General features: G+C 68.5%; 16 protein-coding genes and 1 pseudogene. 10 read left to right on the top strand and 7 right to left on the bottom strand.

Features of this window, described 5'->3' with window-relative positions; all coding sequences use genetic code 11:
* Window positions 1-58: 58 nt before the first annotated feature.
* Entirely contained in the window at window positions 59-946 is an 888-nt protein-coding gene (locus IBL26_RS12415) for an MBL fold metallo-hydrolase (RefSeq protein ID WP_187784808.1), read from the bottom strand.
* Between the two features lie 137 nt (window positions 947-1,083).
* A complete protein-coding gene (locus IBL26_RS12410) occupies window positions 1,084-1,734 on the bottom strand; it encodes a flavin reductase family protein (RefSeq protein WP_187784807.1) in 651 nt (216 codons plus the stop codon).
* Between the two features lie 136 nt (window positions 1,735-1,870).
* On the opposite strand from IBL26_RS12410, the gene IBL26_RS12405 reads away from it, so the two are divergent.
* Window positions 1,871-2,845: a Bug family tripartite tricarboxylate transporter substrate binding protein gene (locus IBL26_RS12405; RefSeq protein WP_187784806.1), complete on the top strand. Its 975-nt coding sequence runs from the start codon at window positions 1,871-1,873 to the stop codon at window positions 2,843-2,845.
* 457 nt (window positions 2,846-3,302) lie between these two features.
* Here IBL26_RS12405 and IBL26_RS12400 read toward each other — a convergent pair whose 3' ends face one another.
* Window positions 3,303-4,280 (bottom strand): Bug family tripartite tricarboxylate transporter substrate binding protein, encoded by a 978-nt coding sequence (locus tag IBL26_RS12400; RefSeq protein ID WP_187784805.1) that lies wholly within the window; start codon window positions 4,278-4,280, stop codon window positions 3,303-3,305.
* A gap of 126 nt (window positions 4,281-4,406) precedes the next feature.
* Between IBL26_RS12400 and IBL26_RS12395 the strand changes: the two genes are divergently transcribed.
* The 5 genes from IBL26_RS12395 to IBL26_RS12375 all read left to right on the top strand — a co-directional run bounded on the left by IBL26_RS12395 (window position 4,407) and on the right by IBL26_RS12375 (window position 8,885).
* Window positions 4,407-5,180: a GntR family transcriptional regulator gene (locus tag IBL26_RS12395; protein ID WP_241749312.1), complete on the top strand. Its 774-nt coding sequence runs from the start codon at window positions 4,407-4,409 to the stop codon at window positions 5,178-5,180.
* 437 nt (window positions 5,181-5,617) lie between these two features.
* A complete protein-coding gene (locus tag IBL26_RS12390; RefSeq protein WP_187784803.1) occupies window positions 5,618-6,229 on the top strand; it encodes a glutathione S-transferase family protein in 612 nt (203 codons plus the stop codon).
* The gene (locus tag IBL26_RS12385; protein ID WP_187784802.1) at window positions 6,222-7,460 is read left to right on the top strand and encodes a CaiB/BaiF CoA transferase family protein; all 1,239 of its coding nucleotides are present in this window, start codon (window positions 6,222-6,224) and stop codon (window positions 7,458-7,460) included. The genes IBL26_RS12390 and IBL26_RS12385 overlap by 8 nt, the downstream gene beginning before the upstream one ends.
* 24 nt (window positions 7,461-7,484) lie before the next feature.
* Window positions 7,485-8,090: a carboxymuconolactone decarboxylase family protein gene (locus IBL26_RS12380; RefSeq protein ID WP_187784801.1), complete on the top strand. Its 606-nt coding sequence runs from the start codon at window positions 7,485-7,487 to the stop codon at window positions 8,088-8,090.
* Window positions 8,091-8,093: 3 nt separating this feature from the next.
* Window positions 8,094-8,885, top strand: a complete 792-nt coding sequence (locus IBL26_RS12375; protein WP_187784800.1) for an enoyl-CoA hydratase/isomerase family protein — start codon at window positions 8,094-8,096, stop codon at window positions 8,883-8,885.
* Between the two features lie 440 nt (window positions 8,886-9,325).
* Here the strand turns inward: IBL26_RS12375 and IBL26_RS12370 are convergent, their stop codons facing one another.
* Entirely contained in the window at window positions 9,326-10,858 is a 1,533-nt protein-coding gene (locus IBL26_RS12370) for a UxaA family hydrolase (RefSeq protein ID WP_187784799.1), read from the bottom strand.
* 81 nt (window positions 10,859-10,939) lie between these two features.
* Complete coding sequence (locus IBL26_RS12365; protein WP_187784798.1) at window positions 10,940-11,611, bottom strand: YqgE/AlgH family protein; 672 nt, start codon at window positions 11,609-11,611, stop codon at window positions 10,940-10,942.
* 108 nt (window positions 11,612-11,719) lie between these two features.
* On the opposite strand from IBL26_RS12365, the gene IBL26_RS12360 reads away from it, so the two are divergent.
* The 4 genes from IBL26_RS12360 (at window position 11,720) to IBL26_RS12345 (ending at window position 15,862) form a co-directional block, all read left to right on the top strand.
* Window positions 11,720-12,202: a peroxiredoxin gene (locus IBL26_RS12360; protein WP_187784797.1), complete on the top strand. Its 483-nt coding sequence runs from the start codon at window positions 11,720-11,722 to the stop codon at window positions 12,200-12,202.
* 453 nt (window positions 12,203-12,655) lie between these two features.
* On the top strand, window positions 12,656-13,132 hold the full coding sequence (locus tag IBL26_RS12355; protein WP_187784796.1) for a MarR family winged helix-turn-helix transcriptional regulator: 477 nt from the start codon (window positions 12,656-12,658) through the stop codon (window positions 13,130-13,132).
* Window positions 13,119-14,750, top strand: a complete 1,632-nt coding sequence (locus tag IBL26_RS12350; protein ID WP_187784795.1) for an MFS transporter — start codon at window positions 13,119-13,121, stop codon at window positions 14,748-14,750. The genes IBL26_RS12355 and IBL26_RS12350 overlap by 14 nt, the downstream gene beginning before the upstream one ends.
* Window positions 14,751-14,767: 17 nt before the next feature.
* A complete protein-coding gene (locus IBL26_RS12345; RefSeq protein ID WP_187784794.1) occupies window positions 14,768-15,862 on the top strand; it encodes an HlyD family secretion protein in 1,095 nt (364 codons plus the stop codon).
* Between the two features lie 425 nt (window positions 15,863-16,287).
* Here the strand turns inward: IBL26_RS12345 and IBL26_RS12340 are convergent, their stop codons facing one another.
* Together IBL26_RS12340 and IBL26_RS12335 are read right to left on the bottom strand one after the other, a co-directional pair.
* The gene (locus tag IBL26_RS12340) at window positions 16,288-17,475 is read right to left on the bottom strand and encodes an acyl-CoA dehydrogenase (RefSeq protein ID WP_187784793.1); all 1,188 of its coding nucleotides are present in this window, start codon (window positions 17,473-17,475) and stop codon (window positions 16,288-16,290) included.
* A gap of 223 nt (window positions 17,476-17,698) precedes the next feature.
* Window positions 17,699-17,993, bottom strand: a pseudogene (locus IBL26_RS12335) (DEAD/DEAH box helicase); the annotation flags it as partial.

Below are 17,993 nucleotides of genomic sequence, written 5' to 3'. Positions count from 1 at the left end.
AAAAAGATGGGGTCCGGGGAATTCCTTCCCCGGCCTTCACCAACCGAACAAACACCTCTCAAACGAGAGCCGCCGAGGACCACGCTTCCGGCACCAGCGCATGGCCTTCGCCGGAGCGCGCGACGTGAGCGATGGCAGGGAAGTGCAGGTGCATGCCGGCCACGGTGAGCCGTTCGCGGGCTGCGCGTTCCAGGATGGCGCGGCGGGTGTCTTCGGCTTGCAGGGGCTGTACGTCCACGGCCATGCCGGCTTCGGGCCGGGCGACCTGGATTTCCTGTACGTGCACGATATCGCCCCAGATGAGCAGCGTTTCCCCGGCGGATTCGATCAGGTAGCCGGTATGGCCGGGCGTGTGGCCGGGCAGGGGCATGGTGGTGACGCCGGGGAAGACCTCCTGCACGCCGTTAAAAGTTTGGGTTCGGCCGGCATAGGCGGCCAGGGCCAGGCGCGCCTGAGTGAAGAAGGCGGCGCGGCGCGTGGCGTCCGGCTCGGCCGCGGCGGCGCGGTCGTCGTGCCAGTAGGCGTGTTCCTCGGCCGCCAGGTGCAGGGTGGCGTGCGGGTAGGCCGCCTGGCCGGTAGAGTCGCGCAGGCCGCCGAAATGGTCCGGGTGCAGATGCGTCATCAGGATGGTGTCGATCTCCTCCGGCGCGATGCCGGCGGCGGCCAGGTTGGCGGCCAGCTTGCCCACGGTGGGCTTGACCGGGCCGTAGCCGGTATCGACCAGGGCGATGCGCCCGGCGGAGCGGATGAGGAAGCACTGCACGGGCGTGCGGCGCGGCACGGGGCGGAAGGCGGCGTGCATCATCGCCACGGCTTCGTCGGCGGGGATGTTGACGACGCTGGCCATCGGCGCGTCCTGAAAGCCGTCTTCCAGCGTCGTCAGCAGGATGTCGCCGACACGGCGGTGGTAGACTCCGGGCACCTGGGTCTGCGGCAATTGTGCCATGGGGGTATCCTGCGGCTGGCCCGGGCCGGGCCCGTGCGGCTGAGATGAATGGCTGGGAGAACCGGGCGGAACGGTGTGTCCATAGCCGTGTTCCGCCGGCGTGTCGCGCGGGAATGCGCGGTGGCTGGGCGGCGGTGCTACCGGGGCCCTGGTGTCTGTGCCGGCGCCAGGGCGGCGGGCTGGATGCGTGGCATCTCGAACAGTCCGGCCGGGCGGGTATGGGCGTACCAGCCGGCGCCGTGCATGCGGCCGATCAGGTCCAGCGACGGGGTATCCACGTGGCACCGCTCGGCATCCAGCAGCCGCGCCGGGTCGATATGCAGCGCCAGGATGCTGCCCAGCACGATCAGGCTGCCACTGGGTAACTCGGTGAGGCTGAGGACCCGGCATTCCAGCGCGACCGGCGTCTCGGCGATGCGTGGTGGCGCCACGGTGTCGGAGGCGGCGGGGTGCAGCCCGGCGGTCGCCAGCTCATCGGTGCCGGCTTCGAAATCCACGGCGGTGACGTTCATTGGTTGCGCCAGCGCGGCGCTGACCAGGTTGACCACGAACTCGCCGCCGGCGCGGATGTTGGCCGCCGTGTCCTTCCGCCCCGCCCCCCGGGGCGCGATGCCGAGCCCGAGCACCGGCGGTTCCGTCGACAGCAGGTTGAAGAAGGAGAAGGGGGCGGCGTTCAACTGCCCGGCCTCGTCCTGGGTGGTGACCCAGGCGATCGGGCGCGGCACGACGGTGGAAAGCAGCAGCTTGGCGCGCTTGTCCCGCGGCAGGGTCGCGAAATCGAACAGCATGGGCATCGTCCTCCCCGTGGCGGCCTGCGGAGGCCGTTCATCTTATCAATCAGCTTATTGACTTTTAGGCCCCGCGTCGAGCAGGCTCCGCGCAAACGCCGGCGCCCTCCCGATCCGGCGATGAGGAGACAAGGCCATGCTGCGACGCGACGTGATGATTCTTGCCGGCCTCGCCGGGCTGGCCGCCGCCCGTGGCGCAAGCGCCGCCGACGCCTTCCCCAACCGTCCGGTGCGGCTGATCATCCCGTTCCCGCCCGGCGGCTCGGCCGACCCGATCGGCCGCATCCTCGCCAGTGCGCTGGACAAGCATCTCGGCCAAAACACCATCGTCGAGAACCGCTCCGGTGCCGGCGGCGTCATCGGCACCGACGCGGTGGCCAAGGCCACGGCGGATGGCTACACGATCGGCCTCGTCGGCGTTGGCAGCATGACTGTCTCGCCCCACCTGTTGCCGGACATGCCCTACAACGTCGCGCGCGACCTGGCGCCGGTGGCACAGGTGGTGGGCGTGCCGCAACTCCTGGCCTGCAGCAACAAGCTGGGCGCCAGCAGCCTGGCCGAGGTGGTGGCGAAGGCGAAGGCCAAGCCGGGCACACTGACCTACGCATCCTCCGGTAACGGCACTTCCCCGCATCTCGCCATGGCCTCCCTGGCGCTCCGCTCCGGCATGGAACTGATCCACGTGCCCTATCGCGGCGTTGCCCCCGCCATCACCGACCTGATGGCCGGGCGGGTCGACCTGATGTTCGCCGACCTGCCAGCCATGGTCGGCCCGGCCCGGGACGGCGGCATCAAGGCCCTGGCCGTCGGCAGCGCCGAACGCTCCGCCGTCCTCCCAGACCTGCCGACCGTGGACGAAGCCGGCATCCGCGGCGTCGATGTGGAAAACTGGTACGGCGTCATCGCCCCCGCCGCCACACCGGCCGACCGGATCGCCCGCCTGCAAACCGGCATCCTCGCCGCCCTGGCCGAAAGCGAAGCGCGCAAGCGCTTGACCGACCTCGGCGTCCGCATCGTCGGCTCCGATGCCGCCACCTTCTCCGCCATGCTGAAACGGGAATCGGAGAAGTGGGCCGCGCTGATCCGCGAGGCGAAGATCACCATCGAATAAGATTGACGATTTATCTGGAACTTCGGGCGTGCACGCCTGATGAAGAGGCGGAGGAAGGCCGGGGAAAGAATTCCCCGGACCCCTTCTTTTTTTCTGCGAGTTTGGCGAAGCGCTTCTGCGCTGAGATCGGGCGCTGCTTGATGATTTTAAAATAGGCCGCGCGGGCTGAACCGTCAGTCGCCGGAGGTCTCGGACCTCCGGCGCACCCAGCCGTCTTTCCGGGCAAACCCCTCAACAGCCCCGCCCGGAAAACTCGAAAAAGGAAAAGAAGGGGTCCGGGGAATTCTTTCCCCGGCCTTTACCGCTTCTCTTCGCCTTCGAGAATATCAAGGATTTCTCAGCACGACGGGTCCGGAAGGATCATTCCACATTGTCTGCGCCAATCTAGAAGGAACGACGAAAGAGGTAAGACCACCTCTCCATCGTGCGTTGCGGGTCCCGTCCCGGCGTGGTGGCGTTATTCGATCCGCATGCCTGTCTCGCGCACGAATTGGGCGAAGCGAGTGGTTTCGTCTGTCATGTAGGTGGCGAAGTCCTGTGGCGTGCCGGGGCGGGGTTCCAGGCCGTTCTCGGCGCACCAGCGTGCCATGGCGGGATCGGCGAGGATCTGGTGGAGTTCGGCGTTGAGGCGGTCCCGCTGCGCGTCGGGCAGGCCGGCGGGCGCCAGCAGGCCCAGCCAGGTGACGAAGAGGTAGCCGGGCAACCCGGCTTCGGCCATGGAGGGTGTGTCTGGCAGCAGGGCGGCGCGGCCGCGGCCGGTCACGGCCAGGACGCGCACGGTGCCGCCAGTGATGTTGGGCATGGCGGTGATCAGCGTATCGAACATGCCCTGGATCTTGCCGCCCAGCAGGTCCGTGTTGGATTGCGCGGCGCCGCGATACGGCACGTGCAGGATCTGCACCCCCGCCGCCGCCTTGTAGAGTTCCAGCGCCCGGTGCGATGCGCCGCCATTGCCGGAGGAGCCGAAGGCCAACGCGTCCGGATGCGCCTTGGCGTAGGCCGTCAGCTCGGCCAGGGAGCGGACGGGCAGGGAGGGATGCACGGTCAGCGCCAGTGGCGATTCGATCAGCAGGGAAATCGGCGTGAAGTCCTTCACTGGGTCGTAGCCCAGCTTGGGGAACAGGCTGACATTCATCGCATGGGTGCCGGCGAAGCCCATGTAGAGGGTGTTGCCATCCGGCGCCGCGCGCGCGGCCACTTCCGCCGCCAGGTTACCGCTGGCGCCGGGGCGGTTTTCCACCACGAAAGGTCGGCCTTGCAGGGTCGCCAACGCATCCGCGACGCGGCGGGCGACGAGATCGGTGATGCCGCCGGGCGGGTAGGGCACGATCATCCGTGCCGGGCGGCCGCCCTGGGCGCGGGCTGGGCGGGCGAGCAGGGCCGGCAGGGCCAGGCTGGCGCCGATGATGGCCCGTCTGGTCGGGGGTGGTGTCATGGTCCGATGTCCTCCATATCAGCCTTAAGGCCGTAGAATTGATCTTTTGGGCTTTATAGTGCGGGGTGTGCCCGGCCGATGGCAAGGCTTGGCGGGCCCGGCCGCTTGCCGCAAAGAGACAGCATGATGAAGTCGTCCCCTGCCGCGCGGACCCCGAAGGGCGCGGTCGATCTCAACCGCAGCGCCGTGCCGCGCTACCTGCAGCTGGCGACGCTGTTCCGCAGCCGGGTGAATTCCGGCGCCTGGAAGCTGGGCGCGCAGATCCCGACGGTGGAGGAACTGGCGGCCGAATGCGGCGTGGCGCGCGCCACCATCCGCCAGTCCCTCGGCCAGCTGGAAGCGGAGGGGCTGATCGAGCGCTTCCGCGCCAAGGGCACCTTCGTCCGCGGCCAGACCCGCAACCCGCTGTGGTGCGAGGTGCAGACCGATTGGTCCGGCCTGTTGCGGTCCCGCGAAGGGGCGGAGATCGAGATCCTCAGCAGCCAGGGCGGCGCGACCCCGCCGAACCTGCCGGCCGAGCTGGGCGGTGCCGCACCCTCCTACCGCCACCTGCGGCGCCGGCACTGGCGCGATGGCCAGCCCTTCCTGCTGGCCGACGTGTATCTGGATGAGCGTCTGTGGCCCAAGGTGAAGGCGCACGACCTGCGTACCCGCACCGCGCTCAACCTGGCCGCCAGCCTGCCCGGCGTCACCATCGCCGACGCGCGGCAGGTGCTGACCATCGGCTCCGCCGACGTGGAAGTGGCGGAGCAACTGAAGATGCCGCTGAACGCACCCGTGGCCTATGTGCGCCGCGCCGCCGCCGATGCCAGCGGCACGCTGATCCTGATCGCGGATGGCATCTATCGTGGGGACGTGGTGCGGATCGATATCAAGCTATCGACGGATAGCCTGGCCTGAGGTCCTTGGCAGGGGAAGGGAAGGCCGGGGAAAGGCTTCCCCGGACCCCTTTTTTTTTCTGCGAGTTTGGCGAAGCGCTTCAGACTGAGAGCGGGCGCCTTTCGATCATTTCGATGATGGGCCACGCGGGCTGAACCCTCAGTCGCCAAAGGTCTCAGGCCTCCGGCGCGCTCAGCCGTCTCGTAGGCCGACCTATCAACAGCCCCGCCTGAAAACTCGAAAAAGTAAAAGAAGGGGACCGGGGAATTCCTTCCCCGGCCTTCTCCCCTGTCCAGCCACACCCAGACCCGCCGCTTGACGCCACCACACCACCCCTTTTAAAAGGACATAAAGCTGACCTAAAGAATATTGGACGCCGTGCCGCAGGGCGTGGCCATCCGGGGAGACACCGCCATGCCAATGCACCGTCCCGCTGCCACGAAGTGGCGCTCCCGGCCATGAAGCTGCACTGGTCTCCCCGCTCGCCGTTCGTGCGTAAGGTGATGGTAGCGGCGCAGGAGCTGGGCCTGGCGGATCGCATTACCACCATCCGCACCGTCGCGGCGATGAACACGCCGAACGCGGCACTGCTGGAAGACAACCCGCTCAGCAAGATCCCCACGCTGGTGCTGGAGGACGGCACCGTCCTCTACGACTCGCTGACCATCTGCGAGTATCTGGATCATCTGGCAGGCGGCCGGCTGTTCCCGGCGGCGGGTGCTGCACGGTGGCAGGCGCTGACCTGGCAGTCCCTCGGCAATGGCTTCCTCGATGCGCTGATCCTGTGGCGCAACGAGCGGGAGAAGCCGGTGGAGCGGCAGACCCAGGCCTGGATGGACGCCTTCGCCGTGAAGACCGGCAAGACGCTGGATCGGCTGGAAAGCGAGACTTCGGCGCTGGACGCCGCGCCGTTCAACATTGGCCACGTCACGCTCGGCTGCGCGCTGTCCTATCTCGATTTCCGCTTCGCGGACCTGGATTGGCGGGCGGGGCACCCGAAGCTGGCGGCCTGGCACGCGGCCATCCGGGCCCGCCCGTCCTTCCAGGCGACGGAAGCGGTCGATGGCTGAGGACGCGCCCCGCAGCGGCCCGCTGAGCCATGTGCGGGTGCTGGACCTCAGCCGCATCATGGCCGCGCCCTGGGCCACGCAGATCATGGCCGACATGGGCGCCGACGTGATCAAGGTGGAGCGCCCGGGCGCCGGCGATGACACCCGCGGCTGGGGCCCGCCCTTCCTGCAGGACCGGGACGGCAACCCGACGAAGGAGGCCGGCTACTTCCTCTCGGTCAATCGCGGCAAGCGGTCGCTGACCATCGACATGGCGCAGCCGGAGGGCCAGGCGGTGCTGCGCCGGCTCGCCGCCGAATCCGACATTGTCATCGAGAACTTCAAGGCCGGCGCGCTGGCCAAGTACGGGCTGGATGCCGCCACCCTGCGCGCCGCGCACCCAAAGCTGATCTACTGCTCCGTCACCGGCTTCGGCCAGGACGGGCCGCGGCGGGACCAGGCGGCCTACGACTTCGCCATCCAGGCCATGGGCGGGCTGATGAGCGTGACCGGCGAGCGCGACGGCATGCCCGGCGCCGGCCCGCAGAAGGTCGGCGTGCCGATCATCGACCTGATGACCGGCATGTACGCCGCCGTCGCCGTGCTGGCCGCCCTGGCGCGGCGGGCGGAGACGGGGCAGGGCGAGACGATCGACCTCGCCATGCTGGATGTCGGCGCCGCGTTCCTGGCCAACCAGGCGATGAACTGGCTGGTCGGCGGCAAGACGCCGCAGCGTGGCGGCAACCGCCACCCCAACATCCAGCCGCAGGACGTGTTCCCCTGTGCCGATGGCTACCTGGTGCTGGCGGTGGGCAATGACGGCCAGTTCCGCAAGCTGTGTGAGGCCATCGGCCAGCCCGGCTGGGGCACCGATCCGCGCTTCGCCGCCAATGCCGGCCGTGTCCGCAACAATGCGGAGCTGACGCCGCTGCTGCACGAGGCGTTCGGCCGTCTCACCCAGGCCGAGCTGATCGCGCGGCTGGATGCGGCCGGCGTGCCCTGCGCGCCCATCAACACCGTGCCACAGGTCTTCGATGACCCGCAGATCCGCCACCGGGAGATGCTGCGCCACCTGCCGCACCCGCTGGCCGGCACCGTGCCGCAGGTGGTCAGCCCGCTGCGCTTCGCCGAGTCACCGCTGCGCTACGACCGCGCGCCGCCCACCCTGGGCCAGCATACCGACGAGATCCTGGAGGCGCTGGGCATCGATGCCACCGCGCGCGCCAGCCTCGCCGAACGTGGCGTCGTCTGAACGCCGGATATGAAAGGACCCGCCATGGCCCGCATCCCGCTGCCGAGCCCGGATGAGATGTCACCCGAACAGCGCCGCGTGCACGATGCCGTCCTCGCCGGCCCGCGTGGCGCCATGATCGGCCCGCTGCGCGCTGTCATCCACAGCCCCGAACTCGCCGCGCGCTGGTCCAGCCTGGGCGAGATCCTGCGCTTCGACACGGTGTTGCCCAAGCGGTTGAACGAGCTGGCCATCATCGTCACCGGCCGCCGCTGGGGCAGCCAGATCGAATGGTGGGTGCATGCCCGCGCCGCCGCCGAGGCCGGCCTGCCCGCCGACGCCATCGAGGCCATCCGCACCGGCCAGCCGCCGCAGCTGGATGCACCGGAGGATGCCGAGATCTACGAATTCGCCAGGGCGCTGCAGGAAACCGGCCGCGTACCCCTGCCGCTCTACCGTGCCGTCGAGCAACGCTGGGGCGCGCGCGGCGTGGTCGAGCTGACGGCGGTGATCGGCTACTACACCATGGTCTCCATGACGCTGAACGCGCACGAGATCCCGCTGCCGGATGGCGTAGCCGAGCCGCTGCGCGACGTGGAGGACGGCCTGGCGCCCCTGCCGCCCGCCCGCACCACCCAGGTGGCCGGCTGAGCCATGGCAACCCTTCCCGCCTTGCAGGACCTGCAACGTTTCCGCGTGACGCTGCAGGACCACGTCGCCACCGTGACCATGCACGCCCCCCCGGTGAACGCGCAGGACCGGCTGTTCCGCGAGGAACTGATCCGGTTGTTCGACCTGTTGCATGACCTGCCCGAAGTGCGCGCCGTGGTGCTGACCGGCGATGGCCGCGCCTTCTCCGCCGGCGCCGACCTGCGCGAGCGCCCCAACCTGGCCGGTGAAGCCGGCGCCTACCCGCGCCACAACCGCACCGTGCGCGCCGCCTTCGACGCCGTCATGGAATGCGGCAAGCCGGTCATCGCCGCCGTCAACGGCGCCGCCATCGGCGCCGGCTGCGTCCTGGCCCTGTGCTGCGACATCCTGGTCGTGTCCGACACCGCCTTCCTGGCCATGACCGAGGTCGATGTCGGCCTCGCCGGCGGCGTGCGTCACATCATGCGCGCCTTCAGCCAGTCCGACGCCCGGCTGATGATCTACACCGCCCGGCGCATCAGCGGGCCGGAGCTGCTGCGGATGAACGCCGCCTCCGCCTGCGTGAAGCCGGACGACCTGCTGCCCACCGCACTCGGCATCGCGCACGAAATCGCGGCAAAAAGCCCCTCCGCCGTTCAGGCCGCCAAACGCTCCTTCGGCCTGACCGAAGAAATGCCGCTGCGCGACGGCTACCGCTACGAGCAAACCCAGACCGTGGCCCTGGCCGGGCTGGACGACACCAAGGAAGCCCAGCGCGCTTTCGCGGAGAAACGTAAGCCAGTGTTTAAAGGGTAGGGGTAGGGGAAGGGGAAGGCCGGGGAAGGAATTCCCCGGACCCCATCTTTTCTTTTTTCGAGTTTTTCGGGCGTGGCTATTGATGAGTCGCGCCTGAGACACGGCTGGGTGCGCCGGAGGTCCTAGACCTCCGGCGACTGAGGGCTCAGCCGCGTGGCCCATTATTAAAATCATCAAGCAGCGCCCGCTCCTAGTCCTGAAGCGCTTCGCCAAACTCGCAGAAAAAAAGATGGGGTCCGGGGAATTCTTTCCCCGGCCTTCCCCTTCCATCCAGCCTCCAAAAATCTGTTCATCAGGTAGCGAAGCGAGAGCGCGGTACCGCCACGCAGTAGGCGGTCGACACTCGACAGGCCGCCAACACCACGCATCAAAGCCAGCGAAAAAAGAAAAGCGGTAAGCGGGAAGACCGGGAAGGGATGCTCCCCGATCTTCCAGTCGCGTCACATCGTCGCGCCGATCGGCCAGGGCGCGAATTCCGCCGCGCCGAAATCGAAGCTTTCGCTCTTGGTGTGTTCGCCGGAGGCGACGCGCAGGATCAGTTCGAAGATCCGCTGCCCGCATTCCTCCACGCTTTCGCGGCCGGAGAGGATGGTGCCGCAGTTCACGTCCATGTCCTCTTCCATCCGTTCGTACATGGCGCTGTTGGTCGCCAGCTTGATGGAGGGAGCGGGCTTGCAGCCGAACACGCTGCCGCGCCCGGTGGTGAAGCAGACCAGGTTGGCGCCGCCGGCCACCTGGCCGGTGGCGGCCACCGGGTCGTAGCCCGGCGTGTCCATGAAGACGAAACCCTTGTCCGTTACGGGCGCGGCGTAGTCGTACACGGCGGTCAGGTTGGTGGTGCCAGCCTTGGCCATGGCGCCGAGGGACTTTTCCAGGATGGTCGTCAGCCCGCCGGCCTTGTTGCCGGGGGAGGGGTTGCTGTTCAGCTCCGCCTGCCCGCGCTCGGCGTATTCTTCCCACCAGCGCATCAGATCCACCAGCTTCTGGCCGACTTCGCGGGAGGTGGCGCGGCGGGTGAGCAGGTGCTCGGCGCCATAGGTCTCCGGGGTCTCGGAGAGGATGACGGTGCCGCCGTTGCGCACCAGCAGGTCGGACGCCGCGCCGAGCGCCGGGTTGGCGGTGATGCCGGAATAGCCGTCCGAGCCGCCGCATTGCAGGGCGACGGTCAGGTGGCTGGCCGGCACCGGCTGGCGGTGCACCTTGTTGGATTCGTCCAGCACCTCGCGCACGAAGGCAATGCCGGCCTCGACCGTCTTGCGGGTGCCGCCCATGGACTGGATGTCCATGTTCCGCAGCCGCCCGGCGAGGTTCTGTTCCTCCAGCAGGCCGGAGATCTGGTTGACCTCGCAGCCCAGGCCGATGGCGATGACGTGGCTGAAATTCACGTGCCGGGCGAAACCGGCGAGCGTGCGGCGCAGGATGCGCAGCCCGTCATTGTCGCCCATGCCGCAGCCGGTCTTGTGCGTCAGCGCCACCACGCCGTCCACGTTCGGGTACTCGGCCAGCGGGTCGTTGCCGATGAACGGGTTGCGCTTGAACGCATCCGCGATCATCGAGGCGACGTGGGCCGAGCAGTTCACGCTGGTGACGATGCCGATGTAGTTGCGCGTGGCCACCCGCCCATCCGGGCGAACGATGCCCATGAAGGTGGCAGGCTGCGGCACATACAGCGTCGGCTTGGCATCGACGCCCCAGGCGTAATCCTTGGTGAACTCGCCCATGCCGCAATTCTGCACATGCACCCAGTCGCCCGGGGCGATGGGCTGGGTGGCGAAGCCGATGATCTGGCCGTAGCGCTTGACCACGTCGCCCACCGCATGGGCGCGGATGGCCACCTTGTGGCCGGGTGGGATGCGGGCGGCGGCGGTGATGCCCGGGGCGACCGGCGTACCCTCCGGCGCCGCGCGCCGGGCGATCAGCACCGTGTCCTCCGGGTGCAGGCGGATGAAGGGCGTATCGACCGCGATATCCATCGTTTTTGTTTCCTCCAGGGTCGGTCATCCTGGCGCGAAACGGCGGGCCTGCGAAGCCCGCGGCGGTCAGGATGACGTCAGTCAGGCGTGTCCGGCGCTGGCGGAGAGCAGCAGCGGGTCGATCCGCAGCTTGGCCAGAGCCTGGCGCCACTTGCTCTCAGCCTCGCCCTCGAACAGCAGGCCCTCGTCGGGCGTCACGTTCAGCCAGGCATTGCGCTGGATCTCTTCCTCCAGCTGGCCGGGGCCCCAGCCGGCATAGCCCAGCGCCAGCAGACCCTGGCGCGGGCCGCCGCCGCCGGCGATGGCCTTCAGGATATCCACGCTGGCGGTCAGCGCCAGGTTGCCGGCCACCTTCAGGCTGGCATCGCTTTCCCAGTCCGCGGTGTGCAGCACGAAGCCGCGGCCACCTTCCACCGGACCGCCGGTCAGCAGGCGGATCTGCCGCTGCGGCGGCACCGGCTCCACCTCCAGCTGCTTCAGCAGGTCCTCGAAACTCAGCGTCTCCAGCGGCTTGTTCAGCACGATGCCCATCGCGCCATCGGGCGAGTGGGCACAGACGCAGATGACGGCGCGGGTGAATCGGGGGTCGTTCAGTCCCGGCATGGCCACCAGCAGCTGGCCGCCAAGATAGCCTTCCTGCTGGACCGGGGGTGCCTCCCGCGCGGTGATCGGGCGGCTGTCATCGCCCGGTCCATCCTGTGAAGCGGTGAGGCGGGCGTCGGTGAATTCGTGATCGCGCGCACGTTTGGGCATGGTTCAACGAAGATGGCGGCAGCAGCGGCGCCGTGCAAGCACCGCGGTTGACAGCAACCCCGATGTCGTAAACTCAGGCTGCACCACAGGCTGCGAGGAACGCACCCCATGACCATCCAGATCGGCGATACCATCCCCGCCACCAAGCTGACCCAGGCCGGCGCCGAAGGGCCGCGCGAGCTGCCCTCCGCCGAACTGTTCGCCGGCAAGACAGTGGTGCTGTTCGGTGTGCCAGGCGCCTTCACCCCGACCTGCTCCGCCAAGCACCTGCCCGGCTTCGTCCAGCTGGCCGGCGCCCTGAAGGCCAAGGGTGTGGACACCATCGCCTGCATGGCGGTGAACGACGCCTTCGTGCTGCAGGCCTGGAGCAAGGACCAGGGCATCACGGATGAAGTGGTGCTGCTGGCCGACGGCTCGGCCGAGTTCACCAAGGCGCTGGGGCTGGAACTGGACCTGACGCCGCGCGGCATGGGCGTCCGTTGCAAGCGCTTCGCCCTGGTGGCGAAGGACGGCAAGGTCACCTACCTCGGCATCGAGGAATCCGGCGCATTCGAAGTCTCGAAGGCCGAGACGGTCCTCGCGGCCCTCTGACGAACGACATGGGGCAGGAAAGGCCTTGCCCCGTATCGGCGCTGGCGCAAGAAGCGTTGGCGGAAGGCCGGGGAAGGAATTCCCCGGACCCCATCTTTTCTTCTTTCGAGTTTTCCGGGCGTGGCTGCTGAGGGGGCGGTCTTGGGAGATGGCCGGGGTGCGCCGGAGGTCTAGGACCTCCGGCGACTGAGGGTTCAGCCCTGGTGGCCCCATTTAAAATCATCAAGCAGCGCCGCTCTCAGTCCTGCAGCGCTTCGCCAAACTCGCAGAAGAGAAAGAAGGGGTCCGGGGAATTCCTTCCCCGGTCTTCCGCTTCCCTTGCTCGTCCACCCCAGCCAGCCATCTCAGACATCGCAGGAGACCTGCGCACAACGCGCTTGCCGCTCCGTCCCTCCAAAGTCCATATGATGGCCACCTAATAGTTAGCTGGCTATATATAAGGCGCCAACACACATGCCCCCCTCCACCCTGCGCAGCGGCTTCCTGACGGAGCTGTCCGTGGCCGGCCGCAAGATGCGGACGCTGTTCGATGGGGTGGTACGGGAGCGTGGGCTGAACCTGGCCCGGGCCCGGCTGATGCTGCAACTCGGCAAGCACGAGCCGGTCAACCAGACCGAACTGGCGGCGATGCTGGAGCTGGAACACCCGACCATTGTCCGCCTGCTAGATGGGTTGGAGAAGCAGGACCTGATCCTGCGCAGTGCCGTCGATGGCGACCGGCGTGCGAAGCAGGTGACGCTGACGGCCCCCGGTCGCGCCCAGGCCGCCCAGCTGGACGATCTGGTCGCTGCCCTGCGCGACACCCTGCTGCACGACATCACGGAGGAGGAGCTGGCGGTCGCCAGCCGCGTCCTCGGCCGCATCATCCGCAATATCGAGGCCCAGCCTGCCGGCAGCCTCGCTGGCGACGCAGCCGATGAGCGGCGCTGAGACGCCGGCCCCCGCGCCACCGGCCGCGCCCGCACCCGCGCCGGATACGGTGCCGCTGCCGCGCATGCTGGCCTGCATCGCGGCCTCGGTGCTGCTGTGGCTGACGCAGGGGTTGGGGATGAACCTGATCGCGGTCAATACCCAGCAGATCCAGGGCGCGCTCGGCGCCACGCTGAACGAATCCACCTGGCTGGTCGCCGCCTACATGGCGCCGAATGTCAGCCTGACGATCCTGCTGACCAAGGTGCGCACCCAGTTCGGCCTGCGCCGCTTCGCCGAGATCAGCATCGCCATCTTCGTCGCCGTCTCCCTGCTGCACCTGTTTGTGTTCGACCTGCACTCGGCGGTGGTGGTGCGCTTCTTCGCCGGTGCCGCGGCCTCGCCCATGTCGACGCTCGCCTTCCTCTACATGCTGGATGCCTTCCCGCCGGCGCGGAAGATGAGCTGGGGGCTCAGCATGGCGCTGGCCTGCTCTTCCGCCACGCCGATGGTGGCACGGCTGCTCTCCCCCGGGCTGCTGGATATCGGCCTGTGGCACGGGCTTTACCTGCTGGAGGTCGGGCTGGCGCTGGTGGCGCTCTGCGTCGTCTACCTGCTGCCGCTGACGCCGGTGCCACGCGCCAAGGTGCTGCACTGGCTGGATTTCATCAGCTACCCGCTGGTCGCGCTCGGCTTCGGACTACTGGCCGTGGTGCTGGCCCTAGGCCGCTACTACTGGTGGTTCGAAGCGCCTTGGATCGGCGCCTGCCTGGCCATCGCCGCCCTCGCCATCGGGCTGGCCGCCGCGATCGAGCTGAACCGGCAGACGCCGCTGATGAACATCCAGTGGCTCACCAGCCCGGAGATCGTGCACTTCACGCTGATCCTGCTGGCCTTCCGCATCGTGCTGGCAGAGCAGACCGCGGGCGCCATCGGCCTGTTCCAGACCCTCGGCCTGATGAACGAGCAGAGCCGGCTGCTCTACCTCGCCATCCTGGCCGCCACCTTCCTCGGCGGCGTTGTCTGCGCCCTGCTGACGCGGCCGGAGCGGGTGAACACCCTGCATGCCGTCGCGCTGGTGTTCATCGCCGCCGGCGCCTGGATGGACGGCCACGCCACCAACCTGACCCGGCCGGGGGACATGTATCTCAGCCAGTCGCTCATCGCCTTCGGCGGCGCGTTGTTCCTGCCGCCGGCCCTGCTGGTGGGGCTGACCAAGACCATGCGGCAGGGGCCGGCCTACATGACCAGCTTCCTGCTGGTGTTCCTGTTCACCCAGAGCATCGGCGGCCTGATGGGCTCGGCCTTCTTCGGCACCTTCGTCACGCTGCGGGAGAAGTTCCACTCCTCCCAGATCGTCGAGCACATCACCCTGACCAACCCGGTGGTGGCCGAGCGTGTGCACCAGCTCTCCGCCGCCTATGGCCGCGTGCTGACCGACGGCCAGTTGCTGAGCGCTGAAGGCCTGGCCCTGCTGGCGCAGCAGGCGACGCGGGAGGCCAACATCCTGGCCTATAACGACGCCTTCCTGCTGATCGCCGCCCTGGCCGTCGCCGCGCTCGCCTTCATCCTCCTCCACTCCGGCTATGGCTGGTGGCGCGCGCGGTTCTCCGCCCGCCATCCTGCCACGGCCGCCTGACCCGGATCGCGGGAACCATGCCCAAAGCCGCCCAGATCGTCCGCTTCGCCGCCGCCCTGATGGTCGGCCTCGCCGGGGCCCTGACCGTCCTCTATGCCTGGCGCCTGCCGCCCTTCCAGAGCGCGGTCGAGACCACCGAGAACGCCTATGTGCGTGGCCAGGTCACCATCATTGCCCCCCAGCTGGCCGGCTATGTCACCGAGGTCCCGGTGCGGGACTTCCAGCGCGTCCGGGCCGGGGAACTGGTCGCGCGCATCGACGACCGCATCTACGCCCAGAAGCTGCTGCAGGCCCGCGCCACGCTGGACATCCAGCGCGCCAACCTCGGCAATGCCGACCAGAGCCGCCGCTCCGCCGAGGCGCGCATCGGCGCCGGGGAGGCGCAGCTGGACGCCGCCCGCAGCGCGCTGGACACCGCCGAGGCCAATGCCCGTCGCATCGGCTCCCTCGCCGGGCGCGGCATCTCCACCCAGAGCGCGGCGGATCAGGCGCGCTCCGGCCTCGCCCAGGCGCGCTCGGCCGTGCATCAGGCGGAAGCCTCGCTGGAGGTCTCCCGCCAGGACCTGCAGACCATCATCGTCAACCGCACCTCCCTGCAGGCGGCGGTGGAGAACGCCGAGGCCGCGGTGCACCTGGCCGAGATCGACCTGCAGAACACCCGCATCGTCGCGCCGCAGGATGGCCGGCTGGGCGAGATCGGCGTCCGCCTCGGCCAGTACGTCGCCGCCGGCAGCCAGTTGGCGGCGCTGGTGCCGGAGCGGAAATGGGTGATCGCCAACTTCAAGGAAGGCCAGCTGCACGGCATGCGCGTCGGCCAGCCCGTCAGCTTCACCGTGGATGCGCTGCCCGATACCGTCCTGCGCGGCCGCATCGAGGCCTTCTCGCCTGCCACCGGCTCCGAATTCAGCGTGCTGCGGGCGGACAACGCCACCGGCAACTTCACCAAGGTGGCGCAGCGCCTGCCGGTGCGGATCGCCATCGACGCCGACCAGCCGCAGGTCGAGCACCTTGCGCCCGGCATGTCCGTCGTCGTCAGCATCGACACGGCCTCGGGGCCCGCCGCTCGCGCCACCGTGTCGCTGGACCCGGGGGCTGCTGTTCCGCCGGGATGACCGTGGGCATGCCTTAGTGTGTTTGGGGGAGCAAAGGCTGGGGGAGTGAACTCCCCCAAACCCCCTCCTTTTTTCTGTTAGTTTTTGGGGACGAGCTGAGGGCGGGTTGTTCCAGGGCAGTGACCGCCGTCGAAGCTGTGGCGGAGGCACGCACGGCAGCGGAGTTTATTGAAATAAAAGGGAAAGGGTTGGGAGGACATCGGCCCAGCGTAACCCGAGCCCGCCTCCCTAAAGGACGCCCTTACAGTCTGGCGCCGAAAGCAGGACATCCGGCGACCAATGCCCCCGCGCGCGTGGCATCCAGAATACAAAAAGGGCTTCGATGCCAGCGCTACCGCTGCCACCAAAGCCCTGTCTTAAACTCGAAGAAAAAAGATGGGGGTTCCGGGGAAATTCCTTCCCCCGGCCTTCTCCCTCGCTCTAGTTCAGAACGCGTTCAGCCCCGTCTGCGCCCGGCCCAGGATCAGGGCGTGCACGTCGTGGGTGCCTTCGTAGGTGTTCACCGCTTCCAGGTTCATCACGTGGCGGATGACGTGGTATTCGTCGGCGATGCCGTTGCCGCCGTGCATGTCACGCGACACGCGGGCGATGTCCAAAGCCTTGCCGCAGGAATTGCGCTTGCACAGGCTGATCATCTCCGGCGCCACGCGGTGCTCGTCGAACAGCCGGCCGAGGCGCAGCACGCTCTGCAGGCCGAGGGTGATCTCGGTCTGCATGTCCGCCAGCTTCTTCTGGATCAGCTGGGTCTGCGCCAGCGGGCGGCCGAACATCTGGCGGTTCATGGTGTAGTCACGCGCGGCGTGCCAGCAGAACTCGGCGGCGCCCAGCGCGCCCCAGGCGATGCCGTAGCGGGCGCGGTTGAGGCAGGAGAACGGGCCCTTCAGCCCCTTCACGTCCAGCTTGTTCTCCTCCGGGCAGAACACCTCTTCCATCATGATCATGCCGGTGGTGGAGGCGCGCAGGCTGAACTTGCCTTCGATCTTCGGCGCGGTCAGGCCCTTGGCGCCCTTCTCCAGCACGAAGCCGCGCACGTCGCCGGCCTCGTCCTTCGCCCAGACGACGAAGATGTCGGCGATGGGGGAATTGGTGATCCAGGTCTTGGAACCGGAGAGCAGGTAGCCGCCATCCACCTTCTTGGCGCGCGTGCGCATGGAGGCGGGGTCGGAGCCGGCATCGGGCTCGGTCAGGCCGAAGCAGCCGATCAGCTGGCCCTGCTGCATGCCGGGCAGCACCCGGTCCTTCAGCGCGTCGGTGCCATAGGCCCAGATGGGGAACATGGCGAGCGAGGACTGCACCGAGAAGGCGGAGCGGTAGCCGGAATCGACGCGCTCGACCTCACGGGCGATCAGGCCATAGGAGACATAGTTGACGCCGGCGCAACCGTGACTGTCCAGCGTCGCGCCCAGGAAGCCCATCTCACCGAATTCGTTCATGATCTCCCGGTGGAAGATCTCGTGCCGGTTGCCTTCCAGCACGCGCGGGAACAGCTTTTCCTGGCAGTACTGGTGCGCGGCCTCGCGGATCATCCGCTCGTCCTCGCTGAGCTGGTCCTCCAGCAGCAGCGGGTCTTCCCAGCTGAAGGACGGGCGGGCGGACTGGGTGACGACGTTCATTGGGTATTCCTCCTCGGTCGGCCGGCGGTCGCGGAGACCTTCGGCCGCGCAGCTCAGCAGACAGAGAGTGACGCCCTCCGCCTCATGCGGCAAGCCGGCCCCGTGTTGCATTCACCGGGGTGGCGGGGCGTGGGCGCCCGGGCCGTAGAGCCCCAGGTGCGCGTGCATCACGCACAGGCGCCGGGCGGGGCGATGCCAGGTGGCAGCGCCCCGCCCGTGCGGATCAGGCCGCTTCGGCGTCGGCCTCGGCCGGGCGGGAATCCCGCTTCGGGCGAGGGATCGGGATCAGCATGAAGGCAGGCACCGCGTCGCCGAAGCCCAGCACCGACGGGCCAAGGTCGTCACGGTCACGCCGCTCGCGCCGGTACTCGTCGCGGCGGGATTCGTCCCGGCCACGGCCGCGGTCATCGCGTGCAACACGGTGGTCGTCACGCGGGCCACGCTCCTCGCGCGGCGCGCGGGCGTCGTCGCGCGGCGCGCGCTGGCGGTCGTCGTCGCGCGGCGCGCGCTGGCGGTCG

Source organism: Teichococcus aerophilus (assembly GCF_014490485.1).
In the GTDB taxonomy this organism is placed as follows: Bacteria; Pseudomonadota; Alphaproteobacteria; order Acetobacterales; family Acetobacteraceae; genus Pseudoroseomonas; species Pseudoroseomonas aerophila.
This window is presented reverse-complemented; position numbering and strand designations above follow the sequence as displayed.

Bases quoted from the DNA above. Each gene is read 5' to 3' on its own strand.
- IBL26_RS12415 (WP_187784808.1), bottom strand. From the start codon at position 946: ATGGCACAATTGCCGCAGACCCAGGTGCCCGGAGTCTACCACCGCCGT.
- IBL26_RS12410 (WP_187784807.1), bottom strand. From the start codon at position 1,734: ATGCTGTTCGATTTCGCGACCCTGCCGCGGGACAAGCGCGCCAAGCTG.
- IBL26_RS12405 (WP_187784806.1), top strand. From the start codon at position 1,871: ATGCTGCGACGCGACGTGATGATTCTTGCCGGCCTCGCCGGGCTGGCC.
- IBL26_RS12400 (WP_187784805.1), bottom strand. From the start codon at position 4,280: ATGACACCACCCCCGACCAGACGGGCCATCATCGGCGCCAGCCTGGCC.
- IBL26_RS12395 (WP_241749312.1), top strand. From the start codon at position 4,407: ATGAAGTCGTCCCCTGCCGCGCGGACCCCGAAGGGCGCGGTCGATCTC.
- IBL26_RS12390 (WP_187784803.1), top strand. From the start codon at position 5,618: ATGAAGCTGCACTGGTCTCCCCGCTCGCCGTTCGTGCGTAAGGTGATG.
- IBL26_RS12385 (WP_187784802.1), top strand. From the start codon at position 6,222: ATGGCTGAGGACGCGCCCCGCAGCGGCCCGCTGAGCCATGTGCGGGTG.
- IBL26_RS12380 (WP_187784801.1), top strand. From the start codon at position 7,485: ATGGCCCGCATCCCGCTGCCGAGCCCGGATGAGATGTCACCCGAACAG.
- IBL26_RS12375 (WP_187784800.1), top strand. From the start codon at position 8,094: ATGGCAACCCTTCCCGCCTTGCAGGACCTGCAACGTTTCCGCGTGACG.
- IBL26_RS12370 (WP_187784799.1), bottom strand. From the start codon at position 10,858: ATGGATATCGCGGTCGATACGCCCTTCATCCGCCTGCACCCGGAGGAC.
- IBL26_RS12365 (WP_187784798.1), bottom strand. From the start codon at position 11,611: ATGCCCAAACGTGCGCGCGATCACGAATTCACCGACGCCCGCCTCACC.
- IBL26_RS12360 (WP_187784797.1), top strand. From the start codon at position 11,720: ATGACCATCCAGATCGGCGATACCATCCCCGCCACCAAGCTGACCCAG.
- IBL26_RS12355 (WP_187784796.1), top strand. From the start codon at position 12,656: ATGCCCCCCTCCACCCTGCGCAGCGGCTTCCTGACGGAGCTGTCCGTG.
- IBL26_RS12350 (WP_187784795.1), top strand. From the start codon at position 13,119: ATGAGCGGCGCTGAGACGCCGGCCCCCGCGCCACCGGCCGCGCCCGCA.
- IBL26_RS12345 (WP_187784794.1), top strand. From the start codon at position 14,768: ATGCCCAAAGCCGCCCAGATCGTCCGCTTCGCCGCCGCCCTGATGGTC.
- IBL26_RS12340 (WP_187784793.1), bottom strand. From the start codon at position 17,475: ATGAACGTCGTCACCCAGTCCGCCCGCCCGTCCTTCAGCTGGGAAGAC.